The organism is Stenotrophomonas sp. Steno-Z1 (assembly GCF_056393175.1).
On record NZ_JBWJPB010000001.1, the window covers coordinates 1,033,015 to 1,052,643 of the forward strand.

Annotated in this window: 13 protein-coding genes; 2 read left to right on the forward strand and 11 right to left on the reverse strand. The window is 68.8% G+C overall.

Annotation, left to right across the window (positions count from 1 at the left end; genetic code table 11):
- Positions 1-73 precede the first annotated feature (73 nt).
- The 6 genes from AC06FD_RS04505 to AC06FD_RS04530 form a co-directional block, all read right to left on the reverse strand.
- Complete coding sequence (locus AC06FD_RS04505) at positions 74-1,321, reverse strand: arsenic transporter (protein ID WP_478077086.1); 1,248 nt, start codon at positions 1,319-1,321, stop codon at positions 74-76.
- Positions 1,322-1,339: 18 nt separating this feature from the next.
- Positions 1,340-2,608 carry an MFS transporter gene (locus tag AC06FD_RS04510; protein ID WP_478077087.1) on the reverse strand — a complete coding sequence of 423 codons (1,269 nt, stop codon included), beginning with the start codon at positions 2,606-2,608 and terminating at the stop codon, positions 1,340-1,342.
- A gap of 357 nt (positions 2,609-2,965) precedes the next feature.
- Entirely contained in the window at positions 2,966-4,396 is a 1,431-nt protein-coding gene (locus AC06FD_RS04515) for a PepSY-associated TM helix domain-containing protein (RefSeq protein WP_478077088.1), read from the reverse strand.
- A 16-nt stretch (positions 4,397-4,412) separates the two neighbouring features.
- Positions 4,413-6,371, reverse strand: coding sequence for a TonB-dependent receptor (locus AC06FD_RS04520; protein ID WP_478077367.1), 1,959 nt, complete (start codon positions 6,369-6,371; stop codon positions 4,413-4,415).
- Between the two features lie 253 nt (positions 6,372-6,624).
- Positions 6,625-7,059, reverse strand: a complete 435-nt coding sequence (locus AC06FD_RS04525) for a DUF2946 family protein (protein WP_478077089.1) — start codon at positions 7,057-7,059, stop codon at positions 6,625-6,627.
- A gap of 224 nt (positions 7,060-7,283) precedes the next feature.
- A complete protein-coding gene (locus tag AC06FD_RS04530) occupies positions 7,284-7,454 on the reverse strand; it encodes a CsbD family protein (protein ID WP_259203067.1) in 171 nt (56 codons plus the stop codon).
- Positions 7,455-7,690: 236 nt separating this feature from the next.
- On the opposite strand from AC06FD_RS04530, the gene AC06FD_RS04535 reads away from it, so the two are divergent.
- Positions 7,691-7,981, forward strand: coding sequence for a hypothetical protein (locus AC06FD_RS04535; RefSeq protein ID WP_394163470.1), 291 nt, complete (start codon positions 7,691-7,693; stop codon positions 7,979-7,981).
- A gap of 54 nt (positions 7,982-8,035) precedes the next feature.
- Here the strand turns inward: AC06FD_RS04535 and AC06FD_RS04540 are convergent, their stop codons facing one another.
- The 5 genes from AC06FD_RS04540 to AC06FD_RS04560 all read right to left on the reverse strand — a co-directional run bounded on the left by AC06FD_RS04540 (position 8,036) and on the right by AC06FD_RS04560 (position 17,426).
- Positions 8,036-8,512, reverse strand: coding sequence for a hypothetical protein (locus tag AC06FD_RS04540; protein ID WP_259203066.1), 477 nt, complete (start codon positions 8,510-8,512; stop codon positions 8,036-8,038).
- 117 nt (positions 8,513-8,629) lie between these two features.
- Complete coding sequence (locus AC06FD_RS04545; protein ID WP_478077090.1) at positions 8,630-10,786, reverse strand: methyl-accepting chemotaxis protein; 2,157 nt, start codon at positions 10,784-10,786, stop codon at positions 8,630-8,632.
- Between the two features lie 115 nt (positions 10,787-10,901).
- Positions 10,902-12,674 (reverse strand): sensor domain-containing diguanylate cyclase, encoded by a 1,773-nt coding sequence (locus AC06FD_RS04550; protein WP_478077368.1) that lies wholly within the window; start codon positions 12,672-12,674, stop codon positions 10,902-10,904.
- 337 nt (positions 12,675-13,011) lie between these two features.
- Positions 13,012-13,368, reverse strand: coding sequence for a bleomycin resistance protein (locus AC06FD_RS04555; protein WP_478077091.1), 357 nt, complete (start codon positions 13,366-13,368; stop codon positions 13,012-13,014).
- A gap of 128 nt (positions 13,369-13,496) precedes the next feature.
- A complete protein-coding gene (locus tag AC06FD_RS04560) occupies positions 13,497-17,426 on the reverse strand; it encodes a hypothetical protein (RefSeq protein ID WP_478077092.1) in 3,930 nt (1,309 codons plus the stop codon).
- Between the two features lie 639 nt (positions 17,427-18,065).
- Between AC06FD_RS04560 and glgA the strand changes: the two genes are divergently transcribed.
- On the forward strand, positions 18,066-19,628 hold the full coding sequence (gene glgA, locus AC06FD_RS04565; RefSeq protein ID WP_449334509.1) for a glycogen synthase GlgA: 1,563 nt from the start codon (positions 18,066-18,068) through the stop codon (positions 19,626-19,628).
- The last annotated feature ends 1 nt before the right edge of the window (position 19,629 follow it).

Below are 19,629 nucleotides of genomic sequence, written 5' to 3' on the forward strand. Positions count from 1 at the left end.
CGCGCACGAGGCGCTGGCTTCCTGTGCCATTGGTTGTAGTCACGTGGGCCACATCGACAGGGCAACGACGTGGCTACAGAAGCCAGAGTGCGGCGAGCAACGCCGGCGGCATCACCAGGATGCCCAGGCGCAGGAAGGTCAGCGCACTCACGTCTTCGCCTTCGCGACGAAGCGCCACCAGCCAGAGCATGGTGGCGAGCGAGCCGGTCACCGACAGGTTGGGGCCGAGGTCCACGCCGATCAGCAGGGCGGCGCGGGTCTGCGTCGGCAGGTCGGCCATCTGGCCCAGCGAGCCGGCCACCAGGCCGATCGGCAGGTTGTTGGCCAGGTTGCTCAGCACCGCGGCCGCGCCACCGGCCAGCCAGCTGGCTTCACCGGGCGAGGTGCGTGCAAAGGCTTCCAGTGCGTCGGCCGCGAGGCGAATCACTCCGGTCTGCGCCACCGCCTCGACCAGCACGAACAGCCCTGCAACCAACGGCAGCACGCCCCAGGAGACATGCCGCAGGATCGCCAGCGGGGTGCGGCGCTGGCGCAGACGGATGATGGCCAGGGTGGCGGCACCGGCGCAGAAGGTGGTCAGGCCCAGCGGCCCGTTCATCGCCGAGGTGACCAACAGCACGCTGCCGGTGACACCGACGCCGATCGCGCACAGGCGTCCGCCATCGGACAGGGGCCGTTGGTCGGCCACGGCCGCCAGTGGCGGGGCGATCTGGCGCCGATGCGCCAGGCGCAGCACCAGGTAGGTGACCCCGATGGCGGCCAGCGAGGGCAGGGTGAACTGCCGCAGCCATGCGGCCAGGGAGGGCATGTGATCGCCGAAGACCACCAGGTTGGCGGGATTGGAAATGGGCAGCACGAAGCTGGCGGCGTTGGCCACGAAGGCGCAGACGAACAGATACGGCAGCGGGTTGGCGCGGGCGGCCTTGCAGGCGGCATAGACCGCCGGCGTGAGCACCACGGCGGTGGCGTCGTTGGAGAGGAAGACCGTGACCAGGGTGCCCACCAGGAACACCAGGTCGAACAGGCGTTGTCCCGAGCCCTTGGCGTGCTTCACCGCATACGCGGCCAGCCAGTCGAACAGCCCTTCCTGCCGTGCCAGTTCGGCCAGCACCATCATGCCGATCAGGAAGAGGTAGACGTCGGCCCCTTCGGCCACGGCGGCGATGGCTGCGTTCCATGGCAGCAGGCCGGTGACGGTCAGCAGCGCGGCCGCGCCTAGCGCCCAGGCGTATTCGGGAACGCGCCACGGGCGAAAGATGACACCGCAGGTGGCGACGGCGGTGACCGTCCAGATGATCAGGGACGTGGTTGGAATGTGCATCGATGGCTCGGGAAACACTCAAAGGCTGGCGTTGGACGCCGGTGTTGCGGGTTCGGCGGTGGTATCGCTGGCCTGGGGCCGGGTCTCCGGCATGGCCATGGCCAGGACGAAGGCCAGGGCAGCGATGGCCGCCAGGGTCAGGAACGCGACATCATACCCAGCGAACTGCACGATCAACCCGGCCAACCCTGGACTGAGGGCGGCGCCCAGCCCGAATGCGGTGGACACCGCGCCCAGGGTGACGTTGAAGCGACCGGTGCCCTGGGTCAGGTCACTGACGATGACGGGGAGCAGGGCACCGAAGATGCCGGCACCAATGCCGTCGAGCAGCTGCACGCCCAGCAGCCAGGCGGGCGCGTCGGACAAGGGATAGAGCACGCCGCGGATCGGCAGGATGAGGAACGCTGCCAGCAGCAGCGGCCTGCGTCCCCAGGCGTCGGCCCGGTGTCCGACCAGCAGCGCGGCCGGCACCATGACCAGCTGTGCCGCCACGATGCAGGCGGCGGTGAGCGTGGTGGCCAGCGCCGGGCTGGTCTGGGACAGCTTCTGGCCCACCAGCGGAAGCATCGCCGCATTGGCCAGGTGGAACAGCGCACAGCAGGCCGCCAGGGTCATCAACGTTCGGTTGTGCAGCAGCCGCAGGACCGAGACGGGCGCTGGCGCGTCCTGGCGGGGGAAGGGCAACCCGCGCGCGCGCTCGTGGTCGATGGCCGCCGCCGGAATCATCAGCACCGCCGCGATGCTGGCCAGCGTCATCGCCGCCATCAGGTAGAACACCACGACCGGCCCGCCCACATACGCCAGCCCGCCGGCCAGCACCGCGGCAACCGCGTTGCCTGCATGATTGAAGGTTTCGTTACGCCCCATGCGCCGTGCGAATACCCGCGGGCCGCCGATCCCCAGCGATATGGCCGCGATGGCCGGAGCGAAGACCGTGCCGGCGACCGCGCTCACCGCCTGGGTGATGGCGACGAGGGTGAACGACGTGGTCCATGGCAGCACCAGACAGCTGACGGTGACCAGCATCGCGGCGATCACGATCGTCGCCCGCTTGGCGTTCACCCGGTCGATCAATGCCCCTGCGGGCGTCTGCGCGACCAGGGCGGTGAGCCCGGCCACGGTCATGACCGCGCCGATGCTGGCCGGTTCCCACTTGTGCACCGCCAGCAGGTAGATCGCCAGGTAGGGCCCCAGTCCGTCGCGCACATCGGCAAGGAAGACGTTGACCGCGTCGAGCGCGCGATCCGGCGCGCGGGACGACTGCAGGGCGGGCGGCGATGGATTCACGTGCGCAGGTTTGATCGCGGGGTCGGCACGTTATGCGCGCGCGTCCGTGACGGCTGTGTGGCGCGGGGGAGTGTGCTCGCTGGCGGCCGTTGTTCAGCGTTTGTGCACCGGCTGGATGGTCGCCATGCCGCCCTGTGGGCGTGGCGCCGAGGCGCTGCACCCGGCAAACAGACCCAGCGCATTCCCCCGGCGATTTGCTGTTGCAGGTTGGGCGGAAGGTGGTGGTCTGTGCAGGTAACGTTCAACGCAGCTCCGCCCATGGCTGCCGATCTCACGCAGCACGATCAGCGCATCATTCTTCGTGGCAGCCGCGCGCGCACCGCGTTGCTGGTGCTGGCAAGGGATTGCGCGGGCACGTCAATGGCGAACCGGACGCACAGCGCCCCACCCGCGGCTGACAATGAAATCGAGTACGCCCACCACCAGCAGCGACGCACCCACCAACGGGAACAGCACCCCGCCGACGCACAGCAGCGCGAACACGGTGGCCACCGTTCGCCGTTGCCTGGGCAATGCAGGCACGCCCATGTTGCCGATCGGCCGCCGCTTCCACCACATCACCGCGCCGCTGATGCACAGCATGAGGACCGCGGCGCAGGCGGTGAGCAGGAACAGGCGATTGACCGTGCCGTATTCCTGTCCCAGGTGCACGTTGATCCCCCATTCCAGCCCACGCCCCAGCGCGCCGTAATCGGCGTAGCCCATGTCCAGCAGCACGCGGCCGCTGTACTGGTCCAGGTGCACCACGCGCTGGCCTGCGAGGTCCTCGGGGTAGACCGAGGCGGTATACACGCCCATCGGACCGCGCGGCAGCGCCACGCTGTAACCGGGTGCCAGGCCGAGGCCGTTGAAGCGTTGCAGCGCCGCGTCGATGCCGATGCTGCCGGGTTGGGCGGAAAGATCGCCCAGTGCGCCTCCGCCGTTCCCCTCGTGCCCGGCGTGGCTATCGGCGGGAGCGTGTTGGGCGTGGGGCAGGGAGGACACCGGCAGTTGCGCCTGCTGCAGCGACCAGGTGGTCGTGCTGGCGTCGGCCAGCCGCTGATGCGACATCGGCACCTGCACGCGCACGCCGGCCGGATAGCCGTAGTCCTGCCCGTTGGCCCACGCGTTGACCTGCTTGCCCCACACCACCGACCAGGGCATGCCGGTGACCGCGAGGAACAGCAGCACCAGCCCTACCCAGACGCCGGTCACCGCATGCAGGTCGCGCCAGAACAGGCGCTGGCCCGGTCGCCCACGCACCGTGCTGACGCCGCCTTTTCGTCCTCGCGGCCACCACAGGTAGACACCGGTCAACACCAGCAGGATGGCCCAGCCGGCGGCGATCTCGATCAGCGCACGGGCATAGTCGCCGAGCAGGTCCAGGCTGTGCAGGCGGCGTACGACGCCGGCGAACGTGCCCTTGTCCGGCAGGTGCCCGAGGATGCGCGCCGAGGCGGGGTCGACGTAGTAGACCTCGCGCCGACCGTTGGCCTCCAGCACACCGATTTCCACGCTGCCATCGCGGCGCTCCGGGGTGGTGTAGCGGAACACTTCGCCACGGGTGAGGGCAGTGACGGCGGCGATCTGGGCGCTGGGACGTGTGCGGGCGTGCCGCGGGTCCTCCACGACCTTGAGGTCATGGTGGACCCAGCGGTCTATCGGCTTCTGGTAGAGGTAGACCGCACCGGTCAGCGCCAGCCAGGCAATGAACGGCAGCACGAACAGCCCGGCATAGAAGTGCCAGCGCCACACCGCACGGTAGAAGCGCCAGCGATCGGGCGACGGCGGCGAGGTAGCGGTATCCATGTCAGAGCTCCCGGGTTCAGCTCAGGTAGAGCGCGCGGCCGTCCCCCGGCGAGTAGCCGGACGAACCGCTGTCATACCACGCGTAGACGTAGAACCGGTCGGTGGCGTTCTTCAGTTGCAGGGCCAGGCTGTTGCGCGCATCCAGGCGGTAGCTGGCGCTCAGGTTCAACAGCGCATAGCCGCCGTAACGGCCCAACGTGTTGGTGCGCTCCACGAAGTAGTCGCCCTGGCCGTTGCCCCAGGCACTGAAGGTCCAATCGGGGGTGGGCGTATATTCCACGCCGACGGTGGCCAGCCAGTTCGGCACGTTCTCGATCTGCCGGCCACGGGTCTGCGGTGCGCCGGGGTCGGGTATCTGGATCACCGCTTTCTGTCGCGAGTACGACGCCCACGCGCGCCAGGCCGCGCTGGCCTGCCAGGTGAGCTGCGCGTCCCAGCCGCGGCGCAACGTTTTGCCGACGTTGGCGATCTCGTTCCTGCCTACGCTGCCGTTGACGCCGAGGATGGTGGCCACCTCGTCGGAGGCGCGTTGTTCCCAGTAGGCGAGGCGGGTCTGCAGGCCCTGCACGGGCGCCCACGTCAGCCCGGTCTCCCAGCCTTCGTTGATCGAGGCCGACAGATTGCCGGGCTGGGTGCGGTAGGCGCCATTGCCGCTGCCGATCTGGAAGGTGCGGCCCCAGTTGGCGTAGGCCGTGGTGTGGCTGCCTACGGCATAGGAGATGCTCAGCTTGGGCTGCCTGATCAGGCCGTAGTCGTACACCGGGGCGCGCGTGCCTGCGGCAACCGCGCGGAAATCGCCGTCGATGTGGTCCACGCGGTAGGCTGGCACGATCTTGAGTGCATCGACGGGGCGGATCACCGCCTGCACGTAAGCGCCGCGGGTGTCCAGGTCGAAATCCCAGTCGCGCAGCGTCGCCTGGCGCTCGCGTGCCGCGGTGCGGTAGCGGCGCGCGGTGTTGTCCTGCCATTGCCCGTCCACGCCGGCATCGAGCACGACCTCGGCCAAGGCGGTGTTGGGGCGCCACGTGGTGATGAGGATCAGCCCACGCTGGGTTTCATCGTTGAAGCGCTCCTGCTGCGCGCCGCCGGCGGTGAAGGTGACCCAGCGCTGGTTGCGGTAGCTGTTCTGGTAGGCCTTGGCGTTCCAGTGACCGGCGCTGCCAAGCACGCCATCGGCATGCAGGGCGGTCTGGACGGTCTCGCGCTCACTGCGGTCATCGCGGGCGTAGGCCGGGGACTGGTTGGGATTCGCTTGCACCTCGGGGTAGCTGAGGTAGCCGGCTTCCAGCGCGGCGTTTTTGTAGTAGCGGCTGCTGAGGCCCGCTCGCCAGCGGTCCTCGGGATCGGTGTAGAACCACTTGCCGGCGAAACTGCGCTGGGTGCCATCGGCGTGGTCGCGCTCGCCGTCCGCGCCGCGCCAGCCGACGAAGTAGTTCTGCGACCAGGCCCCAGTCTCGAATCCTTTGGCGAGTTGCACGTCGCGGGTGCCGAAGCTGCCGACGGTGACGCTGAGTTGGCCGTCGTTGCCACCCTGGCGGGTGAGTACGTTCACGTCCCCGGCGATGGCGTGCAGCCCATAACGGGCGTCGTTGGTGCCGCGCACGATCTCCATCGCGCTGATATCCAGCGGGAATACGGCGTCGAGGTACGGCATGCCGCCGGCATTGTCGTTGCTCGGGATGCCGTCGATGAGCAGTTTGACCGCGTTGATGCGGCCTTCGCCATTGAAGCCCCGGAAGGAGAAGCGGCCTGCATCGGTGCCCATGTTGAACTGGGTGACCTGCACGCCGGGCGCGTTCGTCAGCAGCTCCCAGCTGTGATCCACCTTCTGCTGCTGCAGCAGGTCGCCGCCGATGATGTCCACCGAGGTGAATACCGAGCGCGCCGACAGCTCGCGGTCGGCAGCGGAGCGGGCCTGGACGGTGCCCAGGGTGAGTACGGTGCCGTCCTGGGCAACGGCCCGCGATGGCAGCATGGCCGCGCACGCGAGTGCGGCCAAGATCGCCTGGGAAAGCAGGCGGGAAAGGGGAAGTGTGTTCATGGTGCACAGCGTCGAGATGCCGCGACCACCGGGTGATCGAGACAGGCAGAAGAGCCGGCGTGCGAGCCGGAGGCTGGAAAACACGTGCTGGATCCAGCACGCCGCACATGCCTTCACGCCGAAGCGGGGCGTGCGGGACGCAATGGTCGGGTAGGCGCGGTGAGTGCGCCCCGTGCCCGTTGCCGGATCAGCAGCCGAGGGCGACTGGCGGGCCGCGTGCTCCCAGCGTGCCCGTGGGAGGAGCGCGCCGGGCAAGCACCCGCCCGCCCAACGCGCGCAGAATCGGCGGCCACAGCGCAATCCAGAACAGGAGGGCGACCAGCAGGCTGATCATCCGCGCCGCGATCAGGCAGTAGTCGCAGTCCACGCCCATGTCATGCTCGGCGTGGGGATCGGGGGACGCGGGCGTCGTCGCTGCCTTGGAGGTCGCAGCCGCTGCGTGGTGATCCATGCCATGCGCCGTGCCGTCATGCGCCATGCCGTGATGCATGGGGTGGGCAGCCGGGGTCACGGAGCCGGACGACGCGTGATGCGCCGCCATCGGGTGTGGGGTTTGCAACGCAGCGGGTACAGGATGCGCGAGTGCCCGGCTGATCAGCGGGGCGACCACCATCAGGAGCATGGCCAGGCATGCCCAGGCGTGAAGCCAGCGGTGGAGAACGGGTGCGCGCACGGCCCGGATTCTAGGCCATATCCGGCGCCCGACACGGGAATCAGGCCGGGTTTACGCCGGATTGCGACGGTTTGTCGCACCTGGATGGGGATGCTGTGCAGCGCGCGGGGCGATCCCGGCGCGGCGCGACAGCCACTGCTCCTTTGCCGAAGCGCAGGAGCAGCGCGCCTGCGTCAGCGACGGGCGTCGTCCTTGGCCTTGCCTACTTCACTCTGGACCTTGCCCACGTTCTTCTGGACCTTGCCCTCAAGTTCCTGGCCCTTGTCGCCCGTGACCTTGCCGGCGACTTCCTTCACGGTGCCCTTGACCTGGTTCTTGACACCTTCGGTACGGTTCTTGTCCATGTGCAGTATCTCGCTATGTCGCCCTGAGTGGGCGTGGCCATGCTGCTTGCAGGGGGCGTGTGGCGTGAGTGAAATATCGGCGGATTGCGCAAACCCATCCCCAACGGTTCAGGGTTGCGTAGCGCGCGTGCATGTTTCCGGGTGCGGGCTTCGCGCGGGCTGCATCGCATCTGCACCCGCGCTCCACATCGCGGCACCTAGAGTGGACTGCATCCCACCCCCCATGGCGCGCCCGCGTGAACCAGCAGACCTTCGTTTCCCATCCGCTCCCGCGGCGCGCGATGCCCGATAGCTGCCACTTCGATCTGCTGGATGTGAGCGCGCTGCAGGACCCCTGCAGCGGCCGCATCGTGCACCTGTATTCGATGGTGGCGCGCTGCCTGTCCTGCGAGGTGATCTTCAAGGCGCAGGAAGGGCAGGGTTTCGTGAGCACGTCGGTAGCGCGCGTGCTGCGCTGCCCCACCGGGTGCGGCCAGCAATCGCTGCGCGGCGCGGCGCTGCGCCAATGGCGCGCGCAACCGGCCTGACACGCAATGCGCCCTGGAAGATCCAGGGCGCGGGTGTCGCGTGTCACCTGCAGATCAGGCGGGCAGGTCCCATTTTGACTCGCTGGCGGGCACCTGCTTGTAGATGACGCCCGCGAAGTCCACGTGCAGCTCGGTCCATTCGCCCGCGTCACGCTGGGCCAGCAGCTCGAAGTGCTTCGGCTTGCGCTGCGGTGTGCCGCTGACCGTCCAGCCGGCCTTCTTCACCGCCGCCACGACGCTGCGAGCATCCGCAGGTGCATCGGGGTGAGCGTGCTTGGGCCCGTGATGCGGCTTCTTGTGTTCCACCTCGACAAAGCTCCCGCCTTTCCTGGCGATGCGGGCCACCTTGATTTCCGATGGGCGTTGCTCCCCTTCCAGGCGGACGGCCAGCCCCGGCGCGAGCGCGAAGGCCTCCGCGCCCTTCGGGCCGAGGTCTGCCAGGTAGGCGTGCTGGTCGCACATCACGGTGAACCGATGGGCGAAGACGTGCTCGATGACGCCGGCGATGGCGATCTTTTCATGGTGCGGCATGCATTTCTCCTGAGAGCGCCCAACCGCGGGCGCTCTCCATCAATGCGGGTCAGGGCCGGGGTTTCAAGCAGTGGCCGGTTGCCGTGCCTTGTTCGTTCATCATCGCCGGTGGCCGGCCTAGCAGGCCGCCACGGCCTGCGCATGCGGCAGGCGGGCGTGGCGGCGCACGGCGACCGGCTCGAGGGTGAACGCCGCCACCGCATGCCGTAGCCCCGACGCCTGGACATTGAGTTCGGCGGCGGCCGCGGCGGCTTCTTCGACCAGGGCGGCATTCTGCTGCGTGGTCTCATCCATGCGGCCCACGACCGCGTTGACCTGCTCGATGCTGGTGGCCTGCTCGCGCGATGCGGCGGAGATCTCCTGCATGATGTCGGTCACCCGCTGGACGCTGGTCACCACCTCGCCCATGGTGGCACCCGCGGCGCGCACCTGCAGGGAGCCCTCGGCCACCCTGGCCGAGGAGTCGTCGATAAGTGCCTTGATCTCCCTGGCCGAACCGGCCGCGCGTTGCGCCAGGCTGCGCACTTCGGCAGCGACCACGGCAAAGCCACGCCCCTGGTCGCCGGCGCGCGCGGCTTCCACCGCGGCATTGAGGGCGAGGATGTTGGTCTGGAAGGCGATGCCGTCGATCACGGTGGTGATGTCGGCGATGCGGCGGGAGGCGGTTTCGATGCCGTCCATCGTGCTGACGACCTCGCCCACGATCTCCCCGCCACGACTGGCCACCACGGCGGCGTCAATGGCCAGGCAATTGGCCTGGTCTGCCGAGGCGGCATTCTGCCTGACGGTGGAGGTCAGCTCTTCCATCGACGCGGCGGTTTCTTCCAGGCTGGCGGCCTGCTGTTCCGTGCGTTTGGACAGGTCCTGGTTGCCGTTGGACAACTCGGTCGCCGCATCGGTAATGGACTCGGACGAGACATGGATGCGGCGGACGATATCAGCCAGATTGCCGGCCGTCCGGTTCGCATCGGCGCCCATGGCGGCAAAGACACCGCGGAAGTCGCCCTCCATGCGTGCCGCCAGGTTGCCCGATGCGACCGCGTTGAGGAACGTGGACAGTGCCGAGAGGTTCTGCTCGGCGGTGCCCATCAGGCCGTTGAGGTTCTCCACCATGGCGCGGAAGTCATACTCATAAGCCTCCGGTTCGCCGCGTGCCGAGAAATTGCCCTCGGACGCGGCGTGGGTGAGCTGGCGGATGTCGCGGTTGATGGCAGACAGGTTGGCCTTCACCCGGTCCATGGTCTCGGTGATGATCGCCTTTTCGCCGGGCAGGCGTTCCATGTCGTCGGCCAGGTCGCCCACCGCGTAGCGGCCGATCAGGCGCACCAGCCGCATCTTGATGGCGATATGGGCGTCCACGATGTCGTTGGTGTCGCGCACCATCACGCCGAATTCGCCGGGATAGGCGCTGGCGTCCATGCGGTAGCTGATTTCGCCCCGTTCGTGCCGGGCCGTCATGTCGCCCAGTTCCGTGATGACGCGCCGGATGCGTTGGCGCATCTGCTCCATGGCCTCCAGCAGCTGGCCGGCTTCGTCGCCCCGACCGGAGCCCATCGGCGTGTCCAGATTGCCTTGGCTGACATCCCGGGCGGCCTGCAGGGCCGTGCGCAACGGGCCGACCACGCTGCGCGTCAGCGCGATGGCGATGACCGTTCCCAGCGCCAGTGCCAGCACCGTGGCGCCGATCATGAGCATGGCAAAGCCGCGCGCGGTGGCCGTCACCTGTTCCGCCGTGGCGGCGCTCTTGGCCTCCTGCCAGTCGATGAAGGCGTTGATCGAGGCCAACCACGCCACGAAGGCCGGTTTGGCCCGGGTGAGCATCAGCGCCTTGGCCCCCTCCACATCGCCCGCCTCGCGCCGCCTGCTGACGTCGGTCAGCAGGGGTAGGGTGGCGACCTCGTTGGCACGGATGGCGTCCAGCAGGCCGGCTTCCTTGCCGTCGGTGCTCGCCGCGATCATCGCCGACAGGGGCGTGGCGGCGGCCGCGTAATCGTGGGCGAGGCGGTCGATCTGGCGCGTGGCCTCGGTCCTGGCCCGCGGGTCGTCACTGAGCACGACGTCGCGCAGCGCGATCGCGCGATCATGCACGCTGCCCCTGAAATTGATGGCCAGGCGCTGCTTGACGGCGTTGACGTCGTTGATCGTGTGCAGGTCATTCTCGATGAGGTGCACCCGATGGATGCCGATGAGGGTCAACACGACCATCAGGCCGATGACGGCGGAGAAGCCGACGGTCATGCGCTGGCCGACGCGGAGTTTGCTGACAAAGTGCATGGTGGGGGTAGCCTGGGGAGAGGGCGGGGGATGGGATGTCGAGCGCTAAAGCTGCGCGGTGGACAACCGATATCGGCGGCAGCGCGGTGCGCTTAAAAGGCAGCCGGGCCTGCGTTTACGTAGCGATACAATTTGTGACGCGCGGGTGATGGGCATGCTCCAGCGCGGACAGCAGCGGCAGGCGCGCACGGGCGAACAGGTCTGCAATCGCCGACGCGTCCGCAGGCATTGCCAGCAGATAGCCCTGGATCTGGTCCAGGCCGATGGCCGTCAGCACGTCGAGCTGTTCCTGATGCTCCACGCCTTCGGCCACGGTGAGGTAGCCGAGTTCGTGGGCGAGATGGTGGATCGCCGAGACTTTCGCCCTTGCGCGCGGATCCGTGCCGATGCCGTCGATCAGGGATTTATCCAGTTTCAAGGTGCGGATCGGCAGGTCGGACAGGTAGCTGAAATTGCTGTAGCCGCTGCCGAAGTCATCGACGGCGATCTTGACGCCTGCTTGGGTCATCGCCTGGATCTGCGCGACGGCAGGGGAGTCGGGGCCCAGCCACTCGCCCTCGGTGATCTCGAATTCGACCATCGCAACCGGAATGGCGCGACGCGACAGCTTCGCGCGGATGACCTCCCAGGCAGTGCCGCTGGTGAGATAGCTGCTGGGCAGGTTGATGGAGAGGGGAACCTCCACGCCTTGTGTCCGCCACGCCAGCAGCTGGTCCAGCGCCGCATCCAGCACCCAGTCGGTGACCAGCGCCATCAGCGCAGTCTGTTCGAACACCGGGATGAACTCGAGCGGGCTGATGGGCCCGAGGACGGGATGGTTCCACCGGATCAGTGCCTCGGCGGACACGGGATTGCGCGAAGTGGCGTCGAAACGGGGCTGATACACCAGGTGGAATTCGCCGTTGGCGATGCCACGCTCGGCATCCGAGGCCAGGCGGTAGGCGCGGTGGACCGACTGATCCCGCGCTGCGGAGTACCAGCACAGCGTGCGGCCCGCGTCGAACGCATCGTACAGGCCCACCAGCAGTTTCCGCAGCAACTCGTGGCTGCCTTCGCCACTCTCGATGGGGCAGACGCCGGCATGGAAACGCGGTGACATGGGCACGGCGGCAGCCATCAGCGGACGCAGCATGCGACCCCGCAACTCCAGCACCAGGCTTTCGACCTGGCGCGTGCTGGACATGCTTACGATGAAGGCGAAGCGCGTCACCCCCACGTGGTAGACCGTGGCGATCCCGTCCAGCGCGGTGCGCAGGCGAACCCCGGCGCGGCGTATCAGCGCCTCCAAGGGCTGCAGTCCAAGCACCTGGCCGACCTGGCTGGCCCGGGGGATGTCGAGCACGTCCACGACCACGGCGTAGTGCGTGCCGGTGGCGCCGGAGGCGACGATGCCGGGGAAATCGGCATGCAGCTGGTGGCGACTGGGGAGACCGCTGACCGGGTCCAGCCGGCCGGACAGGTTGCGCAGCTCCAACTGCCCCATCACCAGCTGTGCCAGGCTCGCCAGTTGCTCGCAGTCACGTTGGAGGAACACGCGGGGCGTGGAGTCCATGATGCAGAGGGCGCCGATGGCCACCCCGTTCCTGGCCACCAAGGGCGCGCCCGCATAGAAGCGGAGGTGGGGAGCACCGACCACCAGGGGGTTGTCCTGGAAGCGGGGATCGGCCTTCAGGTCGGCGACCACGAACACGTCATTGGCGGTGATGGCGTGGGCGCAGATGGACGCGCGGATGCACGTTTTGGCCACCGGCAGCCCGATCCGGGACACGAAGCGCTGTTCCACATCGCCCAGCAGCGAGACGAAGGCAACGGGGGCGTCGAAGGTGTAACTGGCAAGGCGGGTGATGTGGTCCAGCGAGGGAAGTGCACCGACATCGGTCATCTTCATCGCGCCGAGAACGGCGCGTCTTTCATCTTCCTGGGTGACGGGGGGGCTCATCGCGTTTCGGCCATAGGGGGGAGTGCGATGGAGCGGCGAACGTGCGCTGCATCGCCGTCCGCTTTCTTCCCCATCGCCGCCTATGTACGAGCCCCGGGGCCATTTGGATTCACCCGACCGCGCAGTCGGCTGAATTAATCAACGCCAGGCGCGACATGCCTGCTGCGCCGCGCAGCGCGTGCCGGAAAGGTGACGCAATTCGTCAAGGTGTTGACGGTGCGGGGCGCACATCGACCTTATGCGGCGGATGACGGGCGCGCCGTCCTATCGCGCCGCCCTCCCTGGCTCACTGCCCCTGCGTAGCGAACCGCAACCGGTTGTGGTCCGGATCCACGACCATCATTTCGCGCCCGCCCCACGGCACGTCGGCCGGCGCGCGGAACACCCCGACGCCGGCTGCCACGAAGGCGCGATGCAGCGCATCCACGTCCGGCACGTGGAAATACACCGCGCCACCGGGTTCGCAGTCGCCGGCATGTTCGCTGAGGAACAACAGCTGCCCTTCGCGGCTGATCTGCACGAACAGTGGCATGCCTGGTTCGAAACGGTGTTCCCAGTCGATCGCGAAGCCCATGCGCTGGTAGAACGGCACGCTGACGGCGGCATCGGTCATGCGCAGTTGGGGGATGACGGTCTGTGGCATGGCGGTCTCGGCAGGCAGGGGGGGGCAGGGCGTGGCTGATGGTAGCGCCGTGGGCGCGGCCGGGCTGTCTACCGGCGATGCCGCGGGCAAGCAGAGGGGGCCGGCTGCGGCAGCCGGCCCCCTCCGCTTTATGCGGTGGCTTGTGCCTGCTGGCCTGCGGCCTCGGCCACCGTGCGTGCCTTGTCGAACGCCGCGGCGGCCTTGGCAGGCGTGGCCAGGTGCTGGAAGCGGACCCGGCCTGGCTGGCCGCGCTTGCCCTTGCGGATGGCCAGCACGCAGGCATCGCGGTCCAGGCGCAGGGTGGTGACCTCGCGCTCGCTGGCGAGCTGCAGGCGCACGACATCCGCGTCGCCGCGTTGGCCGTGCCAGAGCAGGGCGATGTCGGCGACGTCGCGGTCCAGGGCATCCAGCAGGGTGTCCACCAGTGCGGTGCGCACCCCGCCATGGGCGCTGTACTGGTAGCGCCTGTCCACGGCAGGATCGAGTGGGATCACCTGTTGGTCTTCATTTTCGGCGTCAGCCAGCAGCCACTGCGGCTGGCCATGGGCGTCCACCACCAGCGGCCGGTGGCCATCGACGGCGGCGCTGGCCAGGATCTCGGCCGGTGACAGCAGGCGGCGGCCATGGCCGGGGTAGTGCCAGCCGGTGCAGGCATGGTGCTGCCAGTACGCCACCAGCGCGGCGGGCAGGGGGTGGTGGCGGGAGGCGGCCAGCGCGTCGATGTCGGCCGCGCTGGCGGGGCCGTCGCGGCGCACGCCCAGGGCGGTACCCGCGGGCTGCAGGACGTGCGCGGCGAGGTAGCTGGCCACCACGTCCACGGTCTGCTCCAGTGATTCGGCCAGCGTGCCGGCGTGGACGGCGCGCACTTCCGCGAGCCAGTCCAGCACGGACAGATCCTGCGGCCGCTTGAAGTCGTCCTGGTATTCGATGGTGTAGGTGAAGCCACCCGCGCGGCGCGCGTCCACTTCCAGCGCGTTCACCGCGGCCAGCGCGGCATCGCCGAGCAGACGATTGCCGTCGGCGTCGGTCCAGGCCTGGTTGCGCAGGCGCAGGTAGGTGCCGCCGGGCTTGCGCGGGTTGCGCAGGGTGCGCGACACCTCGCCATGGCCGGCGCGGTACCACGGGTCGCAGGCCACGAACGCTCTGGGCGGGTTGGCGGTGACCGTGGCAAACCACTGCGCCGCCTCGGCAGCGCTGGCAAAGCGCAGTGCCAGGTTGACCTGGCCGGCGGCATTGTTTTCGCCGTGGATGACGTTGATGGCGGCGCCCAGGCGGGTCCAGTCATAGAAGGTCTCGCCCTTCCAGCACATCCACCGTTCGGAGACCTCGGTCGCGTCGTGGAAGAACGCCGGGCCTTCGTCGCGCAACGTGTAGCCCTGTAGCTGGAAGGGCGGGGCGACGATGACGTAACCGTCAAAGTAGTGCGTGTTGCCCAGGACGTCCTGGAACAGGGTGGCGCCGCTGGCCGGGTCGCGGCACCAGGCGAACGCGGCGGTGCCGCCCGCCAGTTGGCCCAGGGCCTGCAAGGTGATGCGGGTGTCCGGCGTGCCGTCGGCACGCGCCTGCTGGAGGCGCGCATGCAGGCTGGCCAGTTCGCGTTCGGCCTTGCCATCGAGCGCGTCCTGCAGCCTGGCCTGCAGATCGGCCGTGCTGAAGGGATCGAACGCGGCATCGGTGCGCGCACCGGGTTCCCGTGCGGGCCCGTCGATGGCGGTGGCGCGATGATGGAAGGCGCGTACCTGGGTCGGCTGCTGCTGGAGCAGCGCCAGCGAGCTACCCAGCAGCAGGAGGTACTTGAGCTGCGCGCGCGAGGCGCTGTCGTCCGGCAACGGCCAGTCCAGCACGAGCGCGGCCACGTCCAGGGCCGGCTGGGTGCGCTTGTCCCAGGTATGCACGCTGACGCAGTAGGTGGCGGCAGCGGCGATGTGGGGCGATTCGCGCAGGCGCTGCATGACCTGCGCATGCAGCGGCGGCGACCAGCAGCCGTGCAGTGCCCAGTAGACGCCTCGCACGTAGGCCTGTTCTTCCCAAAGCCGATCGATCAGGAAGCTGGCGGTATCGGGATCCTGCTTGCCGAGCTCGCCCAGGCTGTTGTACAGGCTGGACAACACGGCCTCGCTGGCCGGCTGGCCGGCGGCCATGGCCGCCGATTCCGCCTGCAGGGCCTGGCGCAGGGTGGGGGCGAGGTCGGGCGTGCCCAAGCCGTCCAGGACGCGCGGCGACCAATGGTCGTCCTGGCGCGCCTGCACGCGCGCCAGGGCCCAGTGGAACAGGCGCTGGCGCTGGGCGGTGTCCAGCGCGGCCTGGAATGCCTGGATGGCCTGCCCGAGCCGGTCCACCAGCACGCTCTTCACCGGTGCCCGCGCGAGCAGCGCCATCAGCGGCTCGAACAGGCGGGCATCGCCCCAGAGCGCCTGCAGGCCCGCAAGAACGGCGTCGGCTCGGGCGTCGGCATCCATTTCGGCGCTGATGTCGCCCGCGGGTGGCTCCTCGCCGATCAGGGCGATGAGCATGGGCACCAGCCCGTCACCCGGATCGGTGATGCTCGCGCAGATGTCCGGCAGCAGACGCCGCTGCAGGCGCGGCGCCAGCTGCGGCAGGGCGCGCTGCAGCAGCGCGCCACGGCTGTGCAGGGGGCTGCCCAGCACGAAGCGGATGGCCCATTCGCGGTCTTCGTCGGTGTCGGCCAGCTCCGGACGACGCGTCAGGCGGATGGCCATCGCTTCGCGGGTGGCCGGCGCGGCGGCCGCGACGCCCTCGGCAAAGCTGGGCGCATCCCAGATGGTGAGGAGGTCGTCGGCCAGGTGGCGCAGGTGTGCCCGTGCCTCGGCGGCGATCACCTCCGTGCCCAGCAGGGTCTGTGCGTGCTCGAGCATGTCCAGCACGCGCGTCATCAGGTCGTCCCACGCCAGCAACGGGGTGACCACCTGCAGCAGGGCATCGCCATCGCCGATCAGCGGCAGGATCGGATGCAGGGTTTTCACCGCGTCCAGCGGGGCGTGCGCGGTGGCGGCCATCAGGCGGGTGGCGCGGTCGGCCGCGGCACCGGCGGGCTGGCCGAGGTGGTTCTGCAGGTAGGCGCGCAGCGCCCACACCGCCGTCGCGTCCGCCTGGATGCGGTCGAGCGACTGCAGGGCCTGCGCGGCATCGAAGGCGTCGGGGTCGTTCTGCAGCGCGAGGGTGAGCTCGTCCACCAGCTCCATGCCGACGGTGTGCGGGGATACCGCCATGGCGCGCAGCCGTTGCTGCAGCGGTGCAGCCGTGTCGATCTGGGCGAGGATCAGCAGGCGCGCGCGACGGTGGGCAAACCCGGGGACGACCGCGATGTCGGCGTCATCGGCCAGGTGCCCGAACACGGCGACGAAGGCCTGCAGCAGCGGCACCTCGGTCGGCCCGATGGCCGCCAGCACCTTGGCCAGGCGCGCGTCCTGCCCCAGCAGGCTGGCGTGCAGTAGCCAGTACAGGGCCAGGTGGGGGTCGCCGGCCAGGCGTGGCAGTTCCTTCCGGAAGCAGCGCTGGTCGTCGCCCTGCTCGGGGAACAGCGGGATGTAACAGGTGTACGCGTCGACGGCCAGGGTGTTGGGGCTGTGCAGGGCGTTGCCCTGGTGGTCGCGGGCGGGCAGCGCGAGGGCGTGCATCAGCCACTGGTAGCGTGCCAGCAGCGCGGGGCTGTCGCCGGCCCGGGCGTCGGGCGTGCAGGCGTATTCGGCCAGCAGCGCGGCTTCGGAGTCTTCGCCCCTGGCCAGCCGGGCGCGGCAGGCCAGATAGTCCTCGAGGCTGGCAAAGCGCAGCTCCAGCTGCCGTGTTTCGTGATCCTGCCACCACACGCTGCCGTCGCCGCGCAGGTCCAGCAGGGTGTAGTTGTCGCCGCTGTCGTCGAGCACCACGAAGCCGGACAGGGTCTTGTCGATGCCGCCGAAGTACAGCGGGTTGCGCGACAGGTGCGCGTGGACCAGGTCGTCGAGGTCGGCCTGGGCGACATCCGTATCGATCGCCGCGGCAATCGCGGCAGTAACGGGCAGCGCATAGAAGCGCGACAGGGAAGCGGTGTGTTGCATGGGACATCCATGTTGTTGAAGTGACCCGCGCGGCGCGACCGGCGCAGGATGACGGCGGCGTATTCCCCACGCTGCCGTCACATTCTAGGCGGAGCGCGACAGCGGCAGTCAATCCGGTTGGCCCTGCGCGGGCCTGCGGTTGGACGGCGAAGGCGACGAACAGAGGGTGGCCGTCCGTGAAACCGGACGCGCGGAGGCGTGCGCCGAGCAGACGCACCGCGATCGCGGTATCTGCGTGACCGCAGAAAGGGGGGGCGGGTGCGTTGGTCGGGTCGATTGCACTGCCCCATGCCGGCGTCGGTGCATCGCTATCGGCGCGAATCCACCGCAATCACCGTCCGTTTGATGCGGATTGAGGGCGCTCGAAAAGAAAGTCTTAATGATTCAGTGTGCGTCATCAGTGAGCTGCACCTAGGGCGAATGGATAAGCACATGCCGTTTGCGCATGTCGGTTCACGCAACTGTCGTGCCAGGTTCACGGCGCATTGATTGGGCAGGAGAGTAGATTCGAACCACGCCCCAAGTAGTGGCTGGGGTTTCCCCCCGTCTTCGCGGTTTTCTCCTGAATATTGCTTGCGCCGGACAGTCCGGTTCGAGGTGGAGGTTGCTGCGTCGTGTTTCTCTGCCATCGAGTCCCCCATGCCCACGCACCCGCTTCCCCTCGCGTCTTCTGCCAATCGTGCAGACGCTCTCCCACATCCTGATGCCATCCGCGTACGCCGGGCCCCGCCGTCGCTGCTGCAACGCGGGCTGGTGGGTCGTTCCAATGCTGCGCCGGACGCTGCACGCCGCGTGCTGTTCGTGGCGTCGGAGATGGCCGACTACGTGAAGGCGGGCGGTCTGGGCGACGTGGCGGCAGCATTGCCACGTGCGCTGCGCGACCGCGCCGACATGCGGGTGCTGATCCCGGGCTACAGCGAAGTACTCGCGCGCACCGGCCCGATCCAGGTGGTGGGCCAGACCGAGGCGCACGCCGCACTGCCGGCGTGTGTGATCGGCCACACCGTGCTGGAGGATGGCCTGCCGGTGTATGTGCTGATCTGCCCGGAGCTGTACGAACGCGACGGCAGCCCCTATGTGGACAACGCCGGAGAGCCGTGGGCGGACAACGCCGTGCGGTTCGCCACGCTGTCGCGCGCCGCGGCACTGATCGCCGCGGGTGAAGTGGGCATGGAGTGGCAGCCGGACCTGTTGCATCTCAACGACTGGCCCTGTGCCTTGGCCGCTGCCTACGTGCGCTGGCTGGGCAGCGCGGCGTCGTGCCTGCTGACCATCCACAACCTGGCCTACCAAGGCCTGTTCCCCAGCGCGCTGGCGGCGGACCTGGGCATCGACGAGGCGCAATGCGAGGCGCTGGCGTTCCATGGGCAGCTGTCGTTCCTGCGCGGTGGCATCGTGCATGCCGACCAGGTGAACACGGTGAGCGTCAGCTACGCCGCGCAGATCACCGCGCCGGCCGAAGGCTGCGGACTGGACGGGCTGCTGTCGGGCCGCGCCGCGCTGGGCCACCTCAGCGGGATCGTCAATGGCATCGACGCCAGCTGGGACCCGAGCACGGACCGGCACCTGCCGGCGCACTTCGACGTGCGCAGTTTCGACGGGCGTGACCACAACGCGCGCCACGTGCGCCGCGCCTTCGGGTTGCCGGAGAGCCGTGGGCCGTTGTTTGCGGTGGTCTCGCGGCTGGTGCACCAGAAAGGCCTGGACCTCACCTGCGACGTCGCGCCGCAGATCGTGGCCGCCGGTGGGCAGCTGGTGATCATCGGTGGCGGCGAGCCGGCGATCGAGGAGCAGGTGCGCGCGCTGGCGCGACGCTTCCCGGGCAGCGTGTCGGCGTATATCGGATTCGATGAAACCCTGGCGCGGCGGATGTTCGCCGGTGCCGATTTCCTGCTGATGCCGTCGCGGTTCGAGCCGTGCGGGCTCAGCCAGATGTATGCGCAGCGCTTTGGCTGCCTGCCCATCGCCCATGCGACCGGTGGGCTGATCGATACGGTGGACGACGGCGTCACCGGCTTCCTGTTCAACGGCCCGGACGCGGACATGCTGCGCCGCTGCGTGCAGCGCGCCTTCCGCACCTTCCGCCAGCCGCGCCTGATGGCCGCCATGCGTCGCGCAGCCATGCTCCGCCCCAGCGGTTGGGAGGTGGCAGGCACGCACTACATCGACCTGTACCAGCGCACCGCCGAGGCGCGCGCATGAC

Coding starts and splice junctions, on each gene's coding strand:
- AC06FD_RS04505 (WP_478077086.1), bottom strand. CDS start 1,321: ATGCACATTCCAACCACGTCCCTGATCATCTGGACGGTCACCGCCGTC.
- AC06FD_RS04515 (WP_478077088.1), bottom strand. CDS start 4,396: ATGGATACCGCTACCTCGCCGCCGTCGCCCGATCGCTGGCGCTTCTAC.
- AC06FD_RS04520 (WP_478077367.1), bottom strand. CDS start 6,371: ATGCTGCCATCGCGGGCCGTTGCCCAGGACGGCACCGTACTCACCCTG.
- AC06FD_RS04525 (WP_478077089.1), bottom strand. CDS start 7,059: ATGCTCCTGATGGTGGTCGCCCCGCTGATCAGCCGGGCACTCGCGCAT.
- AC06FD_RS04530 (WP_259203067.1), bottom strand. CDS start 7,454: ATGGACAAGAACCGTACCGAAGGTGTCAAGAACCAGGTCAAGGGCACC.
- AC06FD_RS04540 (WP_259203066.1), bottom strand. CDS start 8,512: ATGCCGCACCATGAAAAGATCGCCATCGCCGGCGTCATCGAGCACGTC.
- AC06FD_RS04545 (WP_478077090.1), bottom strand. CDS start 10,786: ATGCACTTTGTCAGCAAACTCCGCGTCGGCCAGCGCATGACCGTCGGC.
- AC06FD_RS04550 (WP_478077368.1), bottom strand. CDS start 12,674: ATGAAGATGACCGATGTCGGTGCACTTCCCTCGCTGGACCACATCACC.
- AC06FD_RS04555 (WP_478077091.1), bottom strand. CDS start 13,368: ATGCCACAGACCGTCATCCCCCAACTGCGCATGACCGATGCCGCCGTC.
- AC06FD_RS04560 (WP_478077092.1), bottom strand. CDS start 17,426: ATGCAACACACCGCTTCCCTGTCGCGCTTCTATGCGCTGCCCGTTACT.
- glgA (WP_449334509.1), top strand. CDS start 18,066: ATGCCCACGCACCCGCTTCCCCTCGCGTCTTCTGCCAATCGTGCAGAC.